This is a genomic window from Catellatospora coxensis (genome assembly GCF_016862635.1).
GTDB lineage: Bacteria > Actinomycetota > Actinomycetes > Mycobacteriales > Micromonosporaceae > Catellatospora > Catellatospora coxensis.
In genome coordinates, this window is record NZ_BONI01000036.1 from 75,410 (window position 1) to 89,307 (window position 13,898).

Annotated in this window: 14 protein-coding genes; 7 read left to right on the forward strand and 7 right to left on the reverse strand. The window is 72.8% G+C overall.

The window, feature by feature from the left end:
- Window positions 1–7 precede the first annotated feature (7 nt).
- The 6 genes from Cco03nite_RS21480 (at window position 8) to Cco03nite_RS21505 (ending at window position 5,691) form a co-directional block, all read left to right on the forward strand.
- Window positions 8–526, forward strand: a complete 519-nt coding sequence (locus tag Cco03nite_RS21480; protein WP_203693947.1) for a hypothetical protein — start codon at window positions 8–10, stop codon at window positions 524–526.
- Between the two features lie 118 nt (window positions 527–644).
- Window positions 645–1,079 (forward strand): ferritin-like domain-containing protein, encoded by a 435-nt coding sequence (locus tag Cco03nite_RS21485; RefSeq protein ID WP_203693948.1) that lies wholly within the window; start codon window positions 645–647, stop codon window positions 1,077–1,079.
- Window positions 1,080–1,150: 71 nt separating this feature from the next.
- Window positions 1,151–1,714 carry a PadR family transcriptional regulator gene (locus tag Cco03nite_RS21490; protein WP_203693949.1) on the forward strand — a complete coding sequence of 188 codons (564 nt, stop codon included), beginning with the start codon at window positions 1,151–1,153 and terminating at the stop codon, window positions 1,712–1,714.
- A complete protein-coding gene (locus tag Cco03nite_RS21495) occupies window positions 1,711–2,430 on the forward strand; it encodes an ABC transporter ATP-binding protein (protein WP_203693950.1) in 720 nt (239 codons plus the stop codon). Before Cco03nite_RS21490 ends, Cco03nite_RS21495 begins: the two co-directional genes overlap by 4 nt.
- Window positions 2,427–5,096, forward strand: coding sequence for an FtsX-like permease family protein (locus Cco03nite_RS21500; RefSeq protein ID WP_203693951.1), 2,670 nt, complete (start codon window positions 2,427–2,429; stop codon window positions 5,094–5,096). The genes Cco03nite_RS21495 and Cco03nite_RS21500 overlap by 4 nt, the downstream gene beginning before the upstream one ends.
- A 130-nt stretch (window positions 5,097–5,226) precedes the next feature.
- Window positions 5,227–5,691: a nitroreductase/quinone reductase family protein gene (locus Cco03nite_RS21505; RefSeq protein WP_203693970.1), complete on the forward strand. Its 465-nt coding sequence runs from the start codon at window positions 5,227–5,229 to the stop codon at window positions 5,689–5,691.
- Between the two features lie 114 nt (window positions 5,692–5,805).
- Here Cco03nite_RS21505 and Cco03nite_RS21510 read toward each other — a convergent pair whose 3' ends face one another.
- The 7 genes from Cco03nite_RS21510 to Cco03nite_RS21540 all read right to left on the reverse strand — a co-directional run bounded on the left by Cco03nite_RS21510 (window position 5,806) and on the right by Cco03nite_RS21540 (window position 12,492).
- Entirely contained in the window at window positions 5,806–6,504 is a 699-nt protein-coding gene (locus Cco03nite_RS21510) for a VIT1/CCC1 transporter family protein (protein ID WP_203693971.1), read from the reverse strand.
- A 98-nt stretch (window positions 6,505–6,602) separates the two neighbouring features.
- On the reverse strand, window positions 6,603–7,460 hold the full coding sequence (map, locus tag Cco03nite_RS21515) for a type I methionyl aminopeptidase (RefSeq protein WP_203693952.1): 858 nt from the start codon (window positions 7,458–7,460) through the stop codon (window positions 6,603–6,605).
- A gap of 10 nt (window positions 7,461–7,470) precedes the next feature.
- Complete coding sequence (locus Cco03nite_RS21520; protein WP_203693953.1) at window positions 7,471–8,028, reverse strand: pyridoxamine 5'-phosphate oxidase family protein; 558 nt, start codon at window positions 8,026–8,028, stop codon at window positions 7,471–7,473.
- A 164-nt stretch (window positions 8,029–8,192) separates the two neighbouring features.
- Window positions 8,193–8,945 carry a gamma-glutamyl-gamma-aminobutyrate hydrolase family protein gene (locus Cco03nite_RS21525; protein ID WP_203693954.1) on the reverse strand — a complete coding sequence of 251 codons (753 nt, stop codon included), beginning with the start codon at window positions 8,943–8,945 and terminating at the stop codon, window positions 8,193–8,195.
- A complete protein-coding gene (locus Cco03nite_RS21530) occupies window positions 8,942–9,706 on the reverse strand; it encodes a 3-oxoacyl-ACP reductase (protein WP_166386873.1) in 765 nt (254 codons plus the stop codon). The genes Cco03nite_RS21525 and Cco03nite_RS21530 overlap by 4 nt, the downstream gene beginning before the upstream one ends.
- Window positions 9,707–9,802: 96 nt before the next feature.
- Entirely contained in the window at window positions 9,803–11,146 is a 1,344-nt protein-coding gene (locus tag Cco03nite_RS21535; protein ID WP_308440662.1) for an aldehyde dehydrogenase family protein, read from the reverse strand.
- A gap of 2 nt (window positions 11,147–11,148) precedes the next feature.
- Window positions 11,149–12,492 (reverse strand): glutamine synthetase family protein, encoded by a 1,344-nt coding sequence (locus tag Cco03nite_RS21540; RefSeq protein ID WP_203693956.1) that lies wholly within the window; start codon window positions 12,490–12,492, stop codon window positions 11,149–11,151.
- Between the two features lie 134 nt (window positions 12,493–12,626).
- Between Cco03nite_RS21540 and Cco03nite_RS21545 the strand changes: the two genes are divergently transcribed.
- Complete coding sequence (locus tag Cco03nite_RS21545; protein WP_203693957.1) at window positions 12,627–13,847, forward strand: NAD(P)/FAD-dependent oxidoreductase; 1,221 nt, start codon at window positions 12,627–12,629, stop codon at window positions 13,845–13,847.
- Window positions 13,848–13,898: the final 51 nt, after the last annotated feature.

The window sequence follows — 13,898 nt, forward strand, 5'->3', positions numbered from 1 at the left end:
TGGCGCGGTGCGTACGCGGGGAAATGATCATAGCTGGTCGGCGGGTTTCCGACCGAATCGACGGCGACTGCTGCGGGCGAGCGCCGCGACGGCGGCGGCCGGGCTCGCCGGGGCCGCGCTGACCGGCTGCGACCTGCTCTCGCCCGGACCAGACACGCCGCCCGCCCCGGACGCGCTGACCGGCCTGCTGGCGGGCACCTACGCGCTGGTCGCGGCCTATGACGCCGCACTGGCCGCGGACACCACGCTCACCACCCTGCTCACCCCGCTGCGGGAGACGCACCGCACGCACGCCGCCGCACTGGGCGCGATCATGAGCCCACGGCCGTCGCCCAGCTCCTTCACCGCGCCCACGACCGCGCCGGTCGCCGGTGACCGCAAGGCGATCCTGAAGAGCCTGCGCACGGCCGAGGTGGGCGCGGCCAAGCAGGCCGCCGAGGCGTGCGTGACCACCACCACAGCGCGCGCCGTGCTGGTCGGCGAGATCGCCGCCGCCCGCGCCACCCATGCCGAGGTGCTCGCATGAGCACGGCCGCACCGCCAAGATCGCCAGACTTGCCGGGCAGGTGTGCGTATCTTGAGGCCGGTTTCGCACAGGTGCCAGGCAAGTCGGGCGATCATGGCGAGCACAGCGGGGAGAAGGCGTGAGCGAGAAGCTCGTGGAGCGGTTGCAGGCGGCGTTGAGCGCCGAGCACAGTGCGATCTTCGCGTACGCCCGGCTCGGGGTGCTGCTCGACAAGGCGGGGCAGAAGGAGGCCCGGGCCGGCGAGGAGATGCACCGGACCCGGCGTGACGCGCTGCTGGTGCAGCTCGCCGAGCTGAAGGCGGCCGCGCCGGTGGCCCAGGCGGGCTACGCGCTGCCGTTCCCGGTGACCGACAAGGCCACCGCGTTGAAGCTCGCGGCCTACGTCGAGGACGGGGTGGCGAGCACCTGGCGGGCCGCGCTGGCCGACGCCGAGGGCGAGGTGCGCCGCCGGATCCTGGTCGCCTACACCGACGCCGCGGTGCGCGGCACCCGCTGGCGCAGGCTCGCCGAGATCGTCCCGGCCACCGTGCCGTACCCGGGCCGCAAGACCTAGTAGCAGGCGTTCCGTCCCGTCGAGGGCGGCCGCCTTGCCTTCGGCATACCGGGTATGCATACTCAGTAGCCATGTCCATCCGGCATGGTTTGCTCGCCCTGCTCGAACGCGGCCCCCGCTACGGCTACCAGTTGCGCGCCGAGTTCGAAGACTCCACCGGCTCCACCTGGCCGCTCAACATCGGCCAGGTCTACACCACCCTCAACCGCCTCGAACGCGACGGCCTCGTGCGTGCGCTGCCGGAGAACGACGGGGGGCAGCGCCCGTACGAGATCACCGGCGAGGGGCGCACCGAACTCGCGCTCTGGTTCGCCACCCCGATCGCCCGCGCCGACCGGCCCCGCGACGAGCTGGCCATCAAGCTCGCGCTCGCCATCACCACGCCCGGCATCGACGTGCGGGCGGTGGTGCAGACCCAGCGCAGCGCGACGATGCGCGCGCTGCAGGAGTACACCCGGCTCAAGCGCACCGACGCCGAGCTGCCCTGGCGGCTCGTGCTCGAAGCGATGATCTTCCAATCCGAGGCCGAGCTGCGCTGGCTCGACCACTGCGAGACGGCCTTGGTGCGCTACGAGAAGCCCGCCGCCGCACCGCTGCCGTCCCACGACGACACCCCCCGGGAGGCCCGGCGATGACCGCCGTCCTGCAACTGCGCGACGTGCACCGCACCCACGGCACCGGCGAGGCGGCCGTGCAGGCCCTGGCCGGAGTGACCCTCGACGTGCTGGCCGGAGAGCTGGTGGCCGTCATGGGCCCGTCCGGCTCCGGCAAGTCGACCCTGCTCAACCTGGCCGGCGGGCTCGACGCCCCGGACACGGGCGAGGTGCTGGTCGAGGGCCTCGCCCTCTCCACGCTGCACCGCCGGGAGCTGGCCGGGCTGCGCCGCCGTAGCGTCGGGTACGTCTTCCAGGCCCTGAACCTGCTGCCCAGCCTCACCGCCGCGGAGAACGTGGCGCTGCCGCTGGAGCTGGACGGCGTCTCGGCCCGCAAGGCCCGCCCGCTGGCCGAGGCGGCACTGTCCGAGGTGGAGCTCGACGGATACGCCGACCGCTTCCCCGACGAGATGTCCGGCGGCCAGCAGCAGCGCGTCGCCATCGCGCGCGCCCTGGTCGGGCAGCGCCGCCTGGTGCTGGCCGATGAGCCGACCGGCGCCCTGGACTCGGTGACCGGCGAGGCGGTGCTGCGGCTGCTGCGGGCCCGCGTCGACGCGGGGGCGGCGGCGGTCCTGGTCACCCACGAGGCCCGGCACGCCGCCTGGGCCGACCGGGTGATCTTCCTGCGCGACGGCCGGATCGTCGACGCGTCCGGCCCGCTGGCCCAGCCCGAGCAGCTGCTGGAGACCGCGTCATGAAGTGGCTGCGGGGCTGGGCCCCGGCGCTGCGGATGGCGCGCCGGGAGGCACTGCGCTCCCGCGGGCGCTCGGCACTCGTCATCGCCATGATCGGGCTGCCGGTGGCGATGATGTCCTTCGTCGCGGCCGCGTACGACATGCACAAGCTCACCCCGATCGAGCAGCTCACCCGCGAGATCGGGCAGTACGACGCCCAGGTCGAGTGGGTCAGCGACGAGCCGATCACGCAGACGTCGAACTCGGCGTGGAACCTCGGCGTCGCCGAGGCGATCCGCGAGTCGCGGCCGACCGCGGCCGACCTGCTCGCGGTGCTGCCCCCGGGTTCGACGGTCGGCCAGCTCGCCGAGGGCGGCGTCGACGTGCACACCCCGGGTGGCATCAGCGGGGTCGGCGCCCGGGGGGTGGATCTCACCGACCGGCGGCTGGACGGTTACGTGACGCTGCTGGAGGGCAAGCCGCCGACCCGCAACGACGAGGTCGCCGTCACCGAGGGCCTGGCCGAGCGGCTGGGGGTCGGCATCGGCGGCACGTTGCGCACGGCGAACCCGGAGTACACGTACACCGTCACCGCCGTCGTCGAATTCCCCAGCGCCCTGGGCCAGATAGTCGCCTTCCGGCCGGGCATCCTCTCGCCACCGGTGCGCTGGGAGATCGACACCCCGTCGCCGGTGCTCCTGGCCGATGTGCAGGCGCTCAACAAGCACGGGATCTTCGTCAAGAGCCGCGCCATCGCCCTCGACACGTCGATCATGCCCGACGACGAGCGGCCCGCCGGCGGCGATGCCGAGCAGGCCGCGCTCGGGGCGATCCTCGTCGTGCTGATCATGCTCGAAGTGGTGCTGCTGGCCGGTCCGGCCTTCGCTGTCGGGGCCCGGCGGCGCAGCCGCGACCTCGCGCTGATCGCCGCCGCCGGCGGGACGCCCGCGCACCTGCGGCGCATCGTGCTGGCCGACGGGGTGGTGCTCGGCCTGGCCGCGGCGGCCACCGCGGTCGGCGTCGGCATCGCCACCGCCGTGCTCACCCTCCCGCTGTTCGAGCAGCACCTGGTCCACGCTCGGGCCGGGGGCGTGCGCTTCTTCCCCGCCGCGCAGCTCGGCGTCGTGGCGCTCGCGGTCGGGGCGGGCCTGGCCGCCGCGATGGTGCCCGCGTTCACCGCCGCCCGGCAGAGCGTCGTCACGGTGCTCGCCGGACGCCGGGGCGTCACCCGCTCCCGCAAGCGGTGGATCATCCTGGGCGGGGTCCTGGTCGGCACGGGCACGTCGATCGCGATCATCGGAGCCGGGACCAACGCCACCGCCGCCATCATGGCCGGCCTGGTGCTGGGCGAACTCGGCCTGGTGCTGCTCACCCCGTCGCTGGTCGGGCTCATCGCCCGCGCCGGACGGTGGCTGCCGCTCGCGCCGCGCATCGCCCTGCGCGACACCGCCCGCAACCGCGGCTCCGCCGCGCCCGCCATCTCGGCCGTCATGGCTGCGGTCGCCGGGGCGGTCGCCATCGGGGCGTTCCTCGGCAGCGACCGGCAGCAGGCGTACGACAGCTACCGCCCGCACCTGCCCGTCGGCAACGTCCTGGTCCGGCAGATGGCCGAGGACGGCGCGCCGGAGCCGGACGTCGCCCGGATCTCCGACGCGGTCCGCCAGACGCTGCCTGGTGCGCGGCCGTACGTCGTGCAGTCGATCGTCTGCGCCGACCGGGCCAAGGGGCACTACTGTTCGATCGACCTCGTGGTGCCCCCCGCGCAACGCTGCCCCGGCACCGGTGACCCGAACAGGACACCGGAGGAACGGGACCGGCTGGCCGCCGAGGACCCCCGCTGCGGATATCAGATGGGCACCGGTTCGATGCACGTCGCGATCATCGACGACGTGGCCGCGCTGGAGGCGGTCACCGACGCCTCCTCGGCCGACCTGGCGCCGGCCCGGCAGGCCCTGGCCGCGGGCGGCCTGGTGGTCGCCGACCCGAAGTACCTCAGCGATTCGACGGTGTCGGTGACCGTGATGGACTGGCGGGAGAAGCAGGAGAGCGCACCCGGCACGCCGGTCGTCGTGCCGGGCGCCGTGCTGCCCAGCGGCACGCAGACGGCCGCGTTCATGATCGGGACGCCCGCGCTCGTCGAGCGGCTGGGCCTCGGCCTGCGCCGCGACATGGTCCTCGCGGCCGTCGGGCACGTCGCCTCCCCGGCCGAGTCCGAGCGGCTCAACGCGGCCGTGCACGCGGTGGCGCCCGACCTCAACATCGAGGTCGAGCAGGGTGCGCAGTACCGGGAGGAGCCGGTCATCTGGATCCTCGGGGTGGTCGCAGCGCTGGTCGCGCTCGGCGCGGCGGGTATCGCCACCGGCCTGGCCGCCGCGGACGGGCGCGCCGACCTGGCCACCCTCGGCGCGGTCGGGGCCAGCCCGCGGGTGCGCCGGCTGCTGTCGCTGAGCCAGTCCGGGGTGATCTCCGGCCTGGGGGCCGGGCTCGGGGTGGTCGCCGGCCTGGGCACCGCGGCGGTGCTGATCGCCACGCTCAACGCCGGTGGCGACCACCTCCTGTTCGACGAAGCCCCGATGCGGGTGATCCTGCCCTGGGACACCATCGCCATCGTGCTGGCCGTCCCGCTCGTGGCCATGGCCGCCGCGGGCCTGCTCACCCGCTCCCGCCTCCCCATCGAACGCCGCCTGTGAGGACAAGGAAGGGCACCTTCACATCGCTCCGCTTTGTGGAAGGTGCCCTTCCGAACACCTCATGGCGGCTGAGCGGTGGGCCGAACCCCAGACGTGAACACTTTTCAGTAGCGGCCGCTTGCGGCACACTGTGCCGATGCTCCCCCGCCTCGCCCGCTACCTGGGTCACCGCCGCTGGTTCGCCCGCATGGGCAGGTTCCTCGTCCCGGCCGACCGCGCCGTCGCCAAGCTGACCAAGGGCCGGGTCGTGGCGCTCGGACTGCTGCCCACGCTGATCCTGACCACCACCGGCCGCAAGTCGGGCCAGCCCCGCACCCAGCCGCTGGTGTACGTCCGCGACGGCGACAACTACGTGGTCATCGGCTCGAACTGGGGCCAGCAGGGACACCCGGCCTGGTCGGTGAACCTGCTCGCCACCCCGGACGCCGTCGTCACCCTGGGCGGCCGCGAGATCCCGGTACGCGGGACGCTGGCCGAGGGCGACGAACGCGACCGCCTGTGGCGGATGCTGCTCACCGTGTGGCCGGCCTACCAGACCTACCAGGAGCGCGCCTCGAACCGGGTGATCCGGATCTTCAGCCTCGTCCCGCGCTGACACGACCGGGCACGGCGCCGCGGCGCTCCGGAACCCACAGCTCAGCGCCCGTAGGGCGTTAACAAGGGCACCTTCTTTAACGCGGAGCGTTAAGAAGGTGCCCTTGCTTTGTCCTCAGGCGGCGTTGACGCCGATGGCGGAGCCGATGAGGTAGGTGGCGCCGGCGGCGGCCGCGCCGAGCAGGAGCTGGCGCAGCCCGGCGGACCACCAGCGGCGGCGGGTGAAGCGGGCGGTCAGCGCGCCGACGACGAACAGGCCCAGGCCGCCGATGCCCAGCGCCAACCACAGCGACTCGCTGCCGAACAGGTAGCTGATCAGCGGGATCAGCGCGCCGACCGAGAAGCAGACGAACGACGAGATCGCCGCCGTCCACGGGCTCGGCTTGCTGTCGGGGTCGATGCCCAGTTCCTCGCGTACGTGCATGCGCAGCGCCTCGTCGGGCTGGGCGCGCAGGTCCTCGGCGAGCTGCCGGGCGAGCTCGGGCGAGATGCCCCGGTCGATCCAGCGCTGGGCCAGCTCGGCGGCCTCCGCTGCCGGGTTGTGCCGCAGCTCCCGGCGCTCCTTGGCGACCTCGGCCTCGATCTGCTCGTTGGCGGTACGCACGCTGGCGTACTCGCCCAGCCCCATCGAGATGGCTCCGGCGACCAGGCCCGCCACGCCGGTGAGCACGACGGTGTGCGCGCTCACCCCGGCCCCGCCGACGCCCGCGATCAGGCCGATGTTGGTGACCAGTCCGTCCATCGCGCCGAAGGTCGCCGCACGGAGCCAGCCGCCCGAGACGTCGGCATGCTCGTGGTCGATCGGCTTCGGCACACCCGTCGTGGGCGCGGCATCTCCGGCGAATGGCGGCACAGGCCCGGCCTGGCGCGCGCCGCTCTCGGCGGTCACGGCGGGGTCGGGCTTGTCGGGGTTCACGGCAGCGTCAGGATGTCCGCGCCGGACTCGGTGACCACCAGCGTGTGCTCGAACTGGGCGGTCCAGCGGCGGTCCTTGGTGACCACCGTCCAGGTGTCGCGCCAGGTCTCGTACGCGATGGAGCCGAGCGTGATCATGGGCTCGATGGTGAACGTCATGCCCGGTTCCATGATCGTGTCGGCGTTCGGGTTGTCGTAGTGCGGCACGAACAGTCCGCTGTGGAACGACTGGCCGATGCCGTGCCCGCCGAAGTCGCGCACCACCCCGTAGCCGAAGCGCTTGGCGTACGACTCGATGACCCGGCCGATCACGTTGATCGGGCGACCCGGCGCGACGGCCTTGATGCCCCGCATCATCGCCTCGTGGGTGCGCTCGACCAGCAGCCGGGCCTCCTCGTCGACCTCGCCGACGCAGAACGTGGCGTCGGTGTCGCCGTGCACCCCGTCCTTGTACGCCGTCACGTCGACGTTGATGATGTCGCCGTCCTCGATCACCGTCGAGTCCGGGATGCCGTGGCAGATGACCTCGTTCAGGCTGGTGCAGCAGGACTTGGGGAAGCCCTTGTAGCCCAGCGTCGACGGGTACGCGTCGTGGTCGAGCAGGAACTCGTGCACCAGCCGGTCGATCTCGTCGGTGGTGACCCCCGGCTTGCAGTGCTCCCCCGCGAGCTGCACGGCCTGCGCCGCGATCCGCCCGGCGACCCGCATCTTCTCGATGGACTCGGCGTCCTGGGTGAGCGGGCCGTCCCAGCGCTTCGGCTGCTTGCGGCCGACGTACTCGGGGCGGGGGATGTGGGCGGGCACCTCCCGCCACGGGGAGAGCCTGCCTGGGGTCAGCGTCGCGCGGCCGTTCATGCCCTGAACTCTAGCGCTCGGCGAAGACGGGGGCTCCGTCGATGCTGTGCGCGTTGCGGGTCGCCTGGTAGTGCTCGCGCTGTTCGGGCGTCTTGTGGTCCCAGAACTGGACGAGCAGGTCACGGTCGCCCTCGTACGACATCAGCGGCACGCCGTAGCCGCAGGAGTCGGACACCCGGGTGACGTCGATCACGACGATGCTGCGCAGGCCGACGTGCGGCGGGGCGGGGAACCGCGCGATCAGCTCGGCGGCCCGCGGGTCGTCGGCGAGCACCGCCTCACCCTGCCCGTGCAGCCGGTAGATCTTGGGCGGCCCGTCGAACGCGCACACCATCAGCACGATGCGGCCGTTGTCGCGCAGGTGCGCCATGGTCTCGATGCCCGAGCCGCCGTACTCGTAGTAGGCGACCTGGTGCGGGCCGAGCACGGCGAAGGAGTCGGTCAGGCCCTTGGGAGAGACGTTGACGTGGCCATCCGGGTCGGACGGCGCGGTCGCCACGAAGAAGACCCGCTGCGCCAGGAGAAAGTCGCGGATGCGGTCGTCGATCAGCTCGTACACCTTGCCCATGCCCGCACGCTACCCCGCCCCGCGCCCCCGCACCGCCCCCCGGCCACGTGGCGGGACGCCCGCTCCGGCTTTACATATACGTTGGCCTATCCCGTCGACTCAGACGTGATCGAAGTCGATGTGATAGGCCAACGTCGATAAAAAGGCGCCGTGGGCCGCCCAGGTCAGACGGTCGCGAAGAACTCGGCGCGGGAGCCGCGGGCGTGGCGGACCTGGGTGGCCGCGTTGACCAGGGCCAGGAACAGCGCGTTGGTCGCCATGTCCTCCGGGTGCCACTGCACGCCGACCGCGAACGGGTGGTCCGGGTGCTCGACGGCCTCGATCATGTCGTCCGTCGTGCACCAGCCCGTCGGCACCAGCCGCCCCGGGTCCTTGACGGCCTGGTGGTGGTACGAGTTCACGACCGCCTCCGGCCCGTACAGCTCGCGCAGCCGCGAGCCCGTCGCGAAGCTGACCGGGTGCTCGGCGTACACCTTCGTCGGCCCGGACGTGGAGTGCTGGCCCGTGCCCGGCACGTCGGGCAGGTGCTGGTGCAGCCGCCCGCCGCTGGCCACGGTCATCACCTGCATGCCCCGGCACACGCCGAGCAGCGGCAGGCCGGTCTTCAGGGCGACGCGCACCAGCGGCAGCTCGCCCGCGTCACGCAGCGGGCTGGTGTACACCTTCGGGTGGGGCGTCTCGCCGTAGCGGGCCGGCTCCACGTCGGCGCCGCCCGCCACGATCAGGCCGTCGAGGCCGTCGAGGACCTCCACGCCGCCGTCGGGCTGCGGGGGCACCAGCACGGGCCGCCCGCCGGCCTGGGTCACCTGCTCCACATAGGCCCAGGGCACCAGCGCGGCGCGGGTGTCGTGCACGAGGAATCGGGTGGCTTCCACATAGGTGGTGATACCGATCAACGGTCTGGTCACATCGCTCACAACGGCGTCACATAGGCCCCGGTAATGCCCCCGTCCACGACGAACTGGGAGGCGGTGATGAATGATGAGTCGTCGCTGGCGAGAAACGCTACCGCCGCGGCGATTTCGGCGGGCTCGGCGAACCGGCCCATCGGCACATGGACGAGTCGGCGAGCGGCCCGTTCCGGATCCTTCGCGAACAGCTCCATCAGCAGCGGAGTGGCGACCGGCCCGGGGCACAGCGCGTTGACGCGCACTCCCTGCCGGGCGAACTGCACGCCCAGCTCACGGCTCATCGCGAGCACGCCGCCCTTGCTGGCGGTGTAAGCGATCTGACTGGTCGCCGCACCCATCAGGGCGACGAAGCTGGCCGTGTTGATGATGGAGCCCTTGCCCTGGGCGAGCATGTGCGGCAGGGCGTACTTGCAGCACAGGTAGACGCTGGTGGTGTTGACCCGCAGCACCCGCTCCCAGGCGTCGAGCCCGGTGTCGAGGATCGAGTCGTCGTCGGGCGGGGAGATGCCCGCGTTGTTGAACGCGATGTCCACCCGGCCGCGGCGGGCCGCCACGCCGTCGAACAGCTCGCGCACCTGCTCCTCGTCGGAGACGTCGCACTGCACGAACTCGCCGCCGACCTCCTCGGCGATCTTCTTGCCCGCCTCCTCGGCCAGGTCCACCGCGACGACGTACGCGCCCTCCGACGCGAACCGCCGCGCCGTGGCCGCGCCGATGCCGCTGGCCGCACCGCTGATGACCGCCACCCGGTCCTGCAACCGCCCCATGCCCTGCCTCTGCCTGCCTTTCGCTGTCCGCTGACCGGTGGCGCGCGCGACCCGTGCTTACAGCGTGCGGGATGCGAGCGGGGCACCGCTGGTTTTTCACTCGGTGGAGATGAAGACGTTCTTGGTCTCGGTGAACGCCAGCGGGGCGTCGGGGCCCAGCTCGCGGCCCAGCCCGGACTGCTTGGCCCCGCCGAACGGGGTCCAGTAGCGCACCGAGGAGTGCGAGTTGACGCTGAGCACGCCCGCCTCGACGCCCCGGGCCAGCCGCAGCGCCCGGCCCACGTCCCGGGTCCAGATCGACCCGGACAGCCCGTACTCGGTGTCGTTGGCCAGCCGCAGCGCCTCGTCCTCGCCGTCGAACGGCAGCACGGACAGCACCGGCCCGAACACCTCCTCGCGCCAGTGCCGCTCGCCGGGATCGCGCGCCGTCAGCACGGTCGCGGGATGCCAGAAACCGGCCCCGTCCGGCGCCTGCCCGCGCATCAGCACCTCGGCGCCGTCCACGTAGCCCGCGACCCGGGCGCGCTGCTCGGCGGTGATCAGCGGACCCATGCCGGTGGCCGGGTCCATCGGGTCGCCGCAGCGCCAGGCCGCGACGTGCGGCTCCAGCAGGGCCAGGAAGTCGTCGTACACCTCGCGCTGGACGAGCAGGCGGGACCGGGCGCAGCAGTCCTGTCCGGCGTTGTCGAAGACGGCCCCGGGCAGCGCGGCGGCGGCCTTGTCCAGGTCGGCGTCGGCGAACAGCAGGGTGGAGCTCTTGCCGCCCAGTTCCAGGGTCACCCGGGTCAGGTCGGCGGCGCAGGCGGCCATGATCTGGCGGCCCACCTCGACGGACCCGGTGAAGCAGATCTTGCGTACGCCCGGATGGGTCACCAGGGCCTGCCCGGTCACCTCGCCGTGGCCCGGCAGGACGGTCAGCACGCCCTCGGGCAGCCCCGCCTCCAGGGCCAGCTCAGCCAGGCGCAATGCGGTCAGCGGAGTGGTCTCGGCCGGTTTCACGATCACGGTGTTGCCCGCGGCCAGTGCCGGGGCGAAGCCCCACGCCGCGATGGGCATCGGGAAGTTCCACGGCACGATCACCCCGACCACGCCCAGCGGCTCGTGGAAGGTCACGTCCACGCCGCCCGCGACCGGGATCTGCCGCCCGCACAGCCGCTCGGGCGCGCCCGCGTAGTAGTCGAGCAGGTCGCGGACGTTGCCGGCCTCCCAGCGCGCGTTGCCGATCGTGTGTCCGGCGTTGCGCACCTCCAGCAGCGCCAGCTCCTCGACGTGCGCGTCGACCACGGCCGCGAAGCGGCGCAGCAGCCGGGCCCGGTCACCCGGGGAGACCTGCCGCCAGCTCTCGAACGCCTTCGCGGCGGCCCGCACCGCCGTGTCCACCCCGGTCGCGTCGACCGGCTCCACCGAGATGATCAGTTCCTCGGTGACCGGGTTGATGATCTTCACAGCCGCTCGAACCCCCGCACCAGTTCCCAGTCCGTCACCGCGGCGTCGTACGCGGCCAACTCCACGTGCGCGGCGTGCCCGTAGTGCTCCACCACCTCGTCGCCGAACGCCTCCCGGGCCACCGCGCTCGACTCCCAGCGCAGCAGCGCGTCGCGCAGCGTGGCGGGCATCCGGGCGGCCGACGGATCCTCGTAGGCGTTGCCGGTGAACATCGGCTCCAGCGGCAGCTCGTGGTCCAGGCCGTGCAGCGCCCCGGCCACCAGCGCGGCGATCGCCAGGTACGGGTTGACGTCCCCGCCCGGCGAGCGGTGCTCGACCCGCAGCGAGTGGTCGTGCCCGACCAGGCGCAGCGCGCAGGTGCGGTTGTCGCGGCCCCAGCGCAGCGCCGTCGGCGCGAACGAACCCGCCTGGTAGCGCTTGTACGAGTTGATGTTCGGGGCGTACAGCACGCTCAGCTCGGCCGTGGTCGCCAGCAGCCCGGCCAGCACCTGCTCGCCGAGCGGGCTCAACCGGTCGTGCTCGGCCATCACCGGCCGGCCGTCGGCGTCGCGCAGCGAGAAGTGGATGTGGCACGAGTTGCCCTCGCGCTGGTTCGGCTTGGCCATGAACGTCAGCGACATGCCCTGCGCGGCGGCGATCTCCTTGGCCCCGTGCTTGTAGAGGGCGTGCTGGTCGGCCGTCTTCAGCGCCTCGGCGTACCGGAAGGCGATCTCGTGCTGGCCCAGGTTGCACTCGCCCTTGGCGCTCTCCGGGGCCAGCCCCGCCCCGGCCATGCCCAGCCGGATCGCCCGCAGCAGCGGCTCCACCCGGGACGTGCCCAGCAGCGAGTAGTCCACGTTGTAGCCGTTGGCCGGGGTCAGCCCCTGGTAGCGCTTGGCCGCCGCCTGCTCGTAGGTGTCGGCGTAGACCACGAACTCCAGCTCGGTCCCGATGTACGCGGTCAGCCCCCGCTCGGCCAGCCGGTCCAGCTGGCGGCGCAGGATCTGCCGCGGCGACTGCACGACCGGCGAGCCGTCGTGCCACAGCACGTCGGACATCACCAGCACCGTGCCGGGCAGCCACGGGATCGGGCGCAGCGTGTCCGGGTCGGGCCGCAGCACGAAGTCGCCGTAGCCCTGCGACCAGCCGGAGACGGCGTACCCGTCCACCGGGGACATCTCGACGTCCACCGCGAGCAGGTAGTTGCACGCCTCGCTGCCGTGCCCGACGACCTCGTCCAGGAAGTACGGCGCGTGCAGCCGCTTGCCCTGCAGGCGGCCCTGCATGTCCGTCATGGCCAGCAACACCGTGTCGATGTCGCCCGCCTCCACCATCGCGCGCAGGCGCTCCACCGACCACATGCACACAAGGTCTACCGCCCGCACCCACCTACGTCAACAAACCCGAATGCATCGCTGCTCGTGGCGCGGCGGTGAGCGCAAAGTTTGTGGCGCAGCCCTTCCGTTCGGCAGTCGCAGCGGGTACCACTGACCAGATGGGAGCGAGTGCACGGGCGGTGATCATCGGGGGCGGCGTGGTCGGCTGCTCCCTGGCCTACCACCTCGGCCGGGCCGGGTGGCGCGACACCGTGCTGCTGGAGCAGCACGAGCTCACCGAGGGCAGCACCTGGCACACCGCCGGGTTCGTGACCTCCATGCGCGGGCCGGACGGCCCCGGCTGGCATGCGCGGCTGGTCGGCTACCTGCCCGCGCTGGCGGCCATGCTGCGCGCCGAGACCGGCCACGATCCCGGCTGGCGTCCGGTCGGCGGCCTGCGGCTCGCGCTCAGCCACGCCCACGTCGACGAGCTGCGCCGGCTGGCCCGCCGCGCCGACGAACTGGGCGTGCCCCTGGAGCTGCGCGGCGCGTCGGCGACCATGAACCTGGTCCCCCGGCTCGACCTGTCCGACGTGCAGGCGGCGGCCTGGCTGCCCGGCGAGGGCTTCGTCCGCCCGAAGGACTTCGTGAACGCGCTGGTCGCGGGGGCCGTCGCGCACGGCGTGAGCATCCGCACCGGGGTCCGGGTCACCGGCATCGACACCACCGGCGGGCAGATCCGCGCGGTGCACACCAGCGACGGCGTCATCGAGACCCCGCTCGTGATCAACGCGGCGGGCGCGGCGGCAGGCGCCGTCGGGGCGATGGCCGGCGTCGTGGTCCCGGTCGTGCCGATCCTGCACCAGTACGGCGTCAGCGACGTGCTGCACCCCGCGCTCGATCCGGACGCCACCCCCACCTGCCGCATCCCCGAGCAGTCGATCTACCTGCGGGCCGCCAACGGCTGCGTCATCGTCGGCGGCAGCCGGCCCGACCCGGTCCCCGCCTGGCCGGCCGGCGACGCCGAACCCCTGGCCAAGGCCCGTGAACTGGCCGAGCCCGACGAGGAGGCGTTCGCCCCGCTGTGGCAGCTGGCCGGCGAGCGCATGCCGGAACTGCGCCGCACCAAGCTCGCGAAGATCATGCACGGTGTGGAGGCCTTCACCCCCGACGGCGCCCCGCTGGCGGGCCGCTGCTCGCTGCCCGGCCTGTGGATCGCGGCCGGATTCGGCCTGCACGGCATGGGCCTGTCCGGCGGCATCGGCCGCCACCTCGCCGAATGGATCACCTCAGGCACCCCGAGCTGGGAACTCGACGCCCTGCTCCCCGAACGCTTCGGCGCCCCCGCCGCCAACCGCGACTGGACCACCTCCCGCGCCCTCGACACCCTCCGCCGCTGACCCCCTCCACCAAAGGAAGGGCACCTTCACATCGCTATGCGTAGAGGAAGG

Bases quoted from the DNA above. Each gene is read 5' to 3' on its own strand.
- Cco03nite_RS21490 (WP_203693949.1), top strand. From the start codon at position 1,151: ATGTCCATCCGGCATGGTTTGCTCGCCCTGCTCGAACGCGGCCCCCGC.
- Cco03nite_RS21495 (WP_203693950.1), top strand. From the start codon at position 1,711: ATGACCGCCGTCCTGCAACTGCGCGACGTGCACCGCACCCACGGCACC.
- Cco03nite_RS21500 (WP_203693951.1), top strand. From the start codon at position 2,427: ATGAAGTGGCTGCGGGGCTGGGCCCCGGCGCTGCGGATGGCGCGCCGG.
- map (WP_203693952.1), bottom strand. From the start codon at position 7,460: ATGAACGGCCGCGCGACGCTGACCCCAGGCAGGCTCTCCCCGTGGCGG.
- Cco03nite_RS21520 (WP_203693953.1), bottom strand. From the start codon at position 8,028: ATGGGCAAGGTGTACGAGCTGATCGACGACCGCATCCGCGACTTTCTC.
- Cco03nite_RS21530 (WP_166386873.1), bottom strand. From the start codon at position 9,706: ATGGGGCGGTTGCAGGACCGGGTGGCGGTCATCAGCGGTGCGGCCAGC.
- Cco03nite_RS21540 (WP_203693956.1), bottom strand. From the start codon at position 12,492: ATGTGGTCGGTGGAGCGCCTGCGCGCGATGGTGGAGGCGGGCGACATC.
- Cco03nite_RS21545 (WP_203693957.1), top strand. From the start codon at position 12,627: ATGGGAGCGAGTGCACGGGCGGTGATCATCGGGGGCGGCGTGGTCGGC.